Here is a 4,906-nt window from a genome sequence, read left to right as displayed (position 1 = left end):
CATTTTAATATTAAAATTGAAGAGTTACCATCTCTAGAAAAAAAGTTTCCGCCAAAGTCTTGACACATACGTGAAGTTTTTCTTTTTTTCTATTCTTATGTAATAGTGGTATAATAAATAAAAGCACCGTACACGTTTGACGACCTAGAGGTGATAGAAATGGTTCGGCTATTTATCAACAAGGAATACCAGACCTTGCAGGACCGGATGATCGTAAAAGATGCTGCAGGTGAAAAAATATACCTGATTGTCGGAAAATGGGGCAGACTCGGAGACAGGCTGACTGTCTACTCTATGGACGGAAAACGGATCATAGAAGCCAGACAAGTCAAACTCTCAGTTTTTCCTAAGTTCCGTCTGTTTCAGGATGGAAAGAAAATCGGAACAATAAAGAAACGTAAAGGTCTTCGTGGAATGACTCACCCATACTTTACAGTTACACGACTCAACTGGATTATCACAGGTGATTACGATAAACAAATTTTCTCCGTCAGACGATTCGGAAAGCAGATTCTGTCTATCGAAAAATGCGTGTCATTCACTGGAGAATTTTATATCCTCGATTTTCAGAATGAGAAAATTGCACCTGTAGCCTGTCTCATTTCTCAGCTGCTGGATCACTACGGTCAGAATAAATCCACTGTCTGGAATGATATGAAGCAGCAGAAATACAGTCTCAGTTTCATGCATCCGGTCTGGCTGAGAGTAAAAAGACTGCTTTGGTCAAACAAGTAATCCCGATAGTCTAAAAGCCCGAAGACTGAGTTTTTGCCAGTCTTCGGGCTTATTTTTAAAAATCAGTCCTGTTCAATTTGCAACTGATCACTCGGTCAGTTCACAATTATACCAGTATTCCTGTCTATACCTTCTTCTGCATATGATCGTAATGATGGCCGGCAATCATGACTTCCTTTACCTTCTGAAAGCCTTGTGCTTCGTAAAGCTTCAGAGCCCGGGGATTATCATGGTCGACATTGAGTCCGACCACTGTAAAGCCTTCTGATTTCGCTTTGTCATAAACCGCCTGCATCAGTTCTTTACCTATTCCTTTTCCTCTGAACGTATCCTTCGTTACGATGGAATCAAGATACCTTTCGCCTTCGAAAGTCTCACCTTCGATAAATGTTTCAAAAGGAGGGAGCTTGTAGGCCGATATCAAGTCTGACAGCTGATCATACTGATCGGCACTTCCCCCTGGGTAGGAAAAGCAGAAACCGGCTATTTCTCCATCGATCTCTTTTAAAAGGGCATTTTTGTACCCTTGAATAAACGATTCACTTCGAACAGCATGAACCATTGCAGGCCGCAGATCATCCCAAGTTACTTGAGACATGATCGGCAGTTCCATATCTGTCAGAATCACTTTAAATAAATCAACGATTGCTTCTGCATCTTGACGGGATGCTTCTCTGATCATACTAAAACTCCTCAATTATGTTTTTTTAGCTGAATTTTCAAGTGTCTGCTTTATCCGTTCAGCGACTGGTTTTGAAATCCCCAACTTAGTCAGCTCTTCAAGTTCTGCCTCACGCAGGCGTTTCATTGACTTGAAATGACGCAGGACTTTCGTACGGGTTTTCGGACCCACGCCCTCGATGTCATCCAGCTGACTGGTAAAGCTGTTCTTGCTCCTCACGTTTCGGTGGAAGGTAATGGCAAATCTGTGGACCTCTTCCTGCACACGCTGAACAAGGTGAAAAGCCTGGCTCCTTGGATCGAGAATCACCGGTTCCAGTTCATCTCCAAAAATCAGTCCGGCTGTCCGGTGCTTATTGTCCTTGACCATGCCGGCGACAGGAATCATGAGCGACAGTTCATTTTGAAGCACATCCCTGGCTGCATTTACCTGAACCTTTCCTCCATCCATCATGATCAGATCCGGCAGAGGTTTCTTTTCTTTCAGCAGCCGGCTGTAGCGGCGCCGGATAACTTCCTGCGTTGTCGCATACTCGTTGCTCCCGACGACCGTTTTTATCTTATACTTCCGGTAATTATTTTTGTCCGGGCTCCCGTCTTTAAAAGAGACCATGGCGGAAACTGGATTGGATCCCTGAATATTCGAGTGGTCGAACGCTTCGATCCGTTCGATGTAAGGAAGCCCCATCGCCTGGGACAGTTCCTCAATGGCTCCGGTCGTCTTGCGTTCTTTCATTTCGATCAGACGGAACTTTTCTTTCAAAGCCAGCTCGCTGTTCTTCCCGGTTAGCTCAAGCAGTTCTTTTTTCCTGCCTTTTCTAGGCACCAGAACTTTCGTATCGAGCGTATCTTCCAGAAGGGCCTGATCGACTGTCTCAGGGACATATATTTCCTTTGGTTTCTGGTTGTTTTTATCCTGATAGTACTGCAGCATAAAACTCATCAGCTCTTCTTCTGGCGTGTCATAAATCGGAAACATCGTAGCTTCCCGCTTGATGAGTGTAGCCTGGCGAACAAAAAAGACCTGGATAGAGATCCAGCCTTTGTCCATGTAATAATTGAAAAAGTCACGCGGCGTGAAATTGTTAGATATAATGGACTGTTTTTCAACGGTCCGTTCAATGTAGGATATCTGATCTCTGAACTCGGCAGCACGCTCGTAGTTCATCTCTTCAGCCGCTTCCTGCATTTTATCTTTCAGATCCCGCTTGATATCTGTGACATTTCCATTCAAAAATGACTTAATCCGGGCGATCTGAGCATCATATTCTTCTTTCGAGACCTCATGATCGCAAGGTCCGATGCATTGACCGATATGATAATAGAGACAAGCCCGTTTCTGATGACCGTTGCATTTTCTCAATGGATAGATTTTCTGGATCAGCTGCTTTGTTTCGGAAGCCGCCCAGACATCAGGGTAAGGTCCAAAATAATAGCCCCCATCCTGTTCAACTTCTGAACTTATCACCAGCTGAGGATCCCGTTCATTAGTTATTTTAAGATAAGGATAACTGGTCCCTCTTTTCAGCCGGATATTATACTTAGGCTGATGTTTCTGAATCAAGGTGACCTCCAGAAGCAGGGCTTCCTTGTCTGAACCGGTCACGATCGTTTCAAAATCTACTATATCTTCTACCAGACGTTTGGTCTTTCCCGTATGTTCGCCTCTGAAATAAGACCGGACCCTGTTTCTCAGATTCTTGGCCTTCCCGATGTAAATGATCTCGTCGTTGCTGTTTTTCATGATATAACAGCCTGGCAGATCAGTCAGCAGCTGTAGTTTATGTTCGATGATTTCCGTAGTCAAAAAAGCACCCCCTTCTTTCAGTTGATTAAATTAGTTGGACTCTTCAAAAATATAAAGCGAATGGAACGTATTGAAGTCTGATCGTCCGACTTTTACGTTCTTATAACTGAAGGACTCCCCCAGTTCATGCGTCCCGTTCTTCACTGCTTCGTCAACAGCATCGGCAATGTCTGCGTACAGGTCATCGATCGCCTCGTCAGACAGCTTTGCGTGCTCCGCTTCCCAGGCACTTAGGAAAGCCTCTTCGTCTTTCCCTCTGTAAAAATCGATATAATTCTCTTCCATGTTCCCCTTCACTCCTTTCAAGCCTCGTAAATGTCCAGTCTATTTTACCAGAAATGGGAACATTTGTCAGCTTTTCGAGGACAGGTGATCGACAATCTCGAGTCTCTCGATGTCCTGCCTTTCTCTAAGGAGGAACTGGATACGCTGAGCACATTCTACTGGGATAATGTTCATGACTACATCCGTGGTGCATACTGATTCTTCGATAATAATAGCGCATCCCTTTCTTATACACAGGGGGCGCCTTTTTTTCATTGTCTTTCAGTGCATTCTTTTGTATGATAGAAAACAGTACGTCACAAAGTGGATCTGAGATGAATGTTTTCGTTGAAGCCATTACTGACTCTTGAGGAGGATGTCGTATGACTGGACAGTCAAAATTTAACCGGTCTCCGGTTTCTGGAAGAACGTATGCTCTGACAAGGATCGCCTTACTGACCAGTCTGGTTTCTGTGGGCAGACTGACTTTTTCATTTATTCCAAATGTTCAGCCGATGACAGTTCTTCTGATATGCATCACTTTTTATTATGGCTGGAAGATGGGGCTGACGGTCGCTCTGCTTTCCGTGCTCATTACTAACCTGTATCTGGGTATGGGCCCATGGACGGCAGCTCAGATCGGTGGGTTTGCTGCACTTATTCTGCTTTCTCATATGTTTAAAGACAGCCATCAGAACACACCGCTTATCTTTTTGCAGATCTACGTGGCCTTTCTAGGCATTCTATACGGTTTAGTCGTGTCAGTTATGCAGGCGCCTGTCATTGGCTGGAATATTCTTCTGCCCTACTACCTGTCTGGACTGGGTTATGATCTGCTTCATGCCGCAGGAAATGCAGTCTTCTTCCCCATCCTTTACCCAGCTTGTATGAGAGTCTTTAAAATGGCGGATACCTCAGCTTTTGAGAAACGGTCCACTCAAGAAAAAGGAGAAACGAATGAATAAAAAAGAAAAATACCTGATCGGTGTTTCCGTTTTTGTTATCCTGCTAGTTCTAGGACTATGGTATTCAGGACTTGCATCCAATAACCCGACAACCGCTGATCTGGATAAAGAAATTAACATGACAATAGTAGCCGACGGTGAAATCATTGCCGATGATACTCTTGATGTCGCTGACGATTCAACCTTACTTGATATCATGAGTCAGCACTACGATCTGATTGTGACTGATGATGGCTTTATTGAGTCTATCGAAGGCATAGACCAGCTTCCTGAAGAAAATCTTTACTGGATATATGAAGTTAACGAAGAAACTGTCACTGTGAGTGCTGCGGACTTCGTTCCCGAAGAAGGTGACCACATCGTGTGGGAACTCACAGCCTTTTAACTCAAGTTTCGCACCCTAATAAATGCTTCACAATCCTATCGGATTAACCCTCACCAAAGAAATTACGCA

Annotated in this window: 7 protein-coding genes; 4 read left to right on the top strand and 3 right to left on the bottom strand. The window is 44.1% G+C overall.

The features are described 5' to 3' along the window. Positions 1-159: 159 nt before the first annotated feature. Entirely contained in the window at positions 160-735 is a 576-nt protein-coding gene (locus ABFX15_RS08230; RefSeq protein ID WP_346024978.1) for an LURP-one-related/scramblase family protein, read from the top strand. A gap of 124 nt (positions 736-859) precedes the next feature. Here ABFX15_RS08230 and ABFX15_RS08225 read toward each other — a convergent pair whose 3' ends face one another. Genes ABFX15_RS08225 through ABFX15_RS08215 form a run of 3 tightly spaced genes read right to left on the bottom strand, consistent with a single transcriptional unit; the run spans position 860 to position 3,508 of the window. Next, complete coding sequence (locus ABFX15_RS08225; RefSeq protein ID WP_346024977.1) at positions 860-1,417, bottom strand: GNAT family N-acetyltransferase; 558 nt, start codon at positions 1,415-1,417, stop codon at positions 860-862. Positions 1,418-1,432: 15 nt separating this feature from the next. Beyond that, positions 1,433-3,223 carry an excinuclease ABC subunit UvrC gene (uvrC, locus tag ABFX15_RS08220; RefSeq protein ID WP_346024976.1) on the bottom strand — a complete coding sequence of 597 codons (1,791 nt, stop codon included), beginning with the start codon at positions 3,221-3,223 and terminating at the stop codon, positions 1,433-1,435. A 30-nt stretch (positions 3,224-3,253) separates the two neighbouring features. After that, entirely contained in the window at positions 3,254-3,508 is a 255-nt protein-coding gene (locus tag ABFX15_RS08215; RefSeq protein WP_346024975.1) for a hypothetical protein, read from the bottom strand. Positions 3,509-3,571: 63 nt separating this feature from the next. Here ABFX15_RS08215 and ABFX15_RS08210 point away from each other — a divergent pair, with 63 nt between their 5' ends. From ABFX15_RS08210 to ABFX15_RS08200, 3 genes are all read left to right on the top strand, one after another. Then, the gene (locus ABFX15_RS08210; RefSeq protein ID WP_346024974.1) at positions 3,572-3,706 is read left to right on the top strand and encodes a hypothetical protein; all 135 of its coding nucleotides are present in this window, start codon (positions 3,572-3,574) and stop codon (positions 3,704-3,706) included. Positions 3,707-3,870: 164 nt separating this feature from the next. Further along, positions 3,871-4,452, top strand: coding sequence for an ECF transporter S component (locus ABFX15_RS08205; protein WP_346024973.1), 582 nt, complete (start codon positions 3,871-3,873; stop codon positions 4,450-4,452). Beyond that, a complete protein-coding gene (locus ABFX15_RS08200; protein ID WP_346024972.1) occupies positions 4,445-4,837 on the top strand; it encodes a DUF4430 domain-containing protein in 393 nt (130 codons plus the stop codon). The genes ABFX15_RS08205 and ABFX15_RS08200 overlap by 8 nt, the downstream gene beginning before the upstream one ends. The last annotated feature ends 69 nt before the right edge of the window (positions 4,838-4,906 follow it).

The organism is Alkalibacterium indicireducens (genome assembly GCF_039522005.1).
Taxonomy (GTDB): domain Bacteria; phylum Bacillota; class Bacilli; order Lactobacillales; family Carnobacteriaceae_A; genus Alkalibacterium; species Alkalibacterium indicireducens.
The sequence above is the reverse complement of the archived record's forward strand: the minus strand, read 5'-3'. Positions and strand labels throughout refer to the sequence as shown.

What these genes read in the sequence shown, in the direction of transcription:
- ABFX15_RS08215 (WP_346024975.1), bottom strand. Translation starts at nt 3,508, where the DNA reads ATGGAAGAGAATTATATCGATTTTTACAGAGGGAAAGACGAAGAGGCT.
- ABFX15_RS08225 (WP_346024977.1), bottom strand. Translation starts at nt 1,417, where the DNA reads ATGATCAGAGAAGCATCCCGTCAAGATGCAGAAGCAATCGTTGATTTA.
- ABFX15_RS08200 (WP_346024972.1), top strand. Translation starts at nt 4,445, where the DNA reads ATGAATAAAAAAGAAAAATACCTGATCGGTGTTTCCGTTTTTGTTATC.
- ABFX15_RS08230 (WP_346024978.1), top strand. Translation starts at nt 160, where the DNA reads ATGGTTCGGCTATTTATCAACAAGGAATACCAGACCTTGCAGGACCGG.
- ABFX15_RS08205 (WP_346024973.1), top strand. Translation starts at nt 3,871, where the DNA reads ATGACTGGACAGTCAAAATTTAACCGGTCTCCGGTTTCTGGAAGAACG.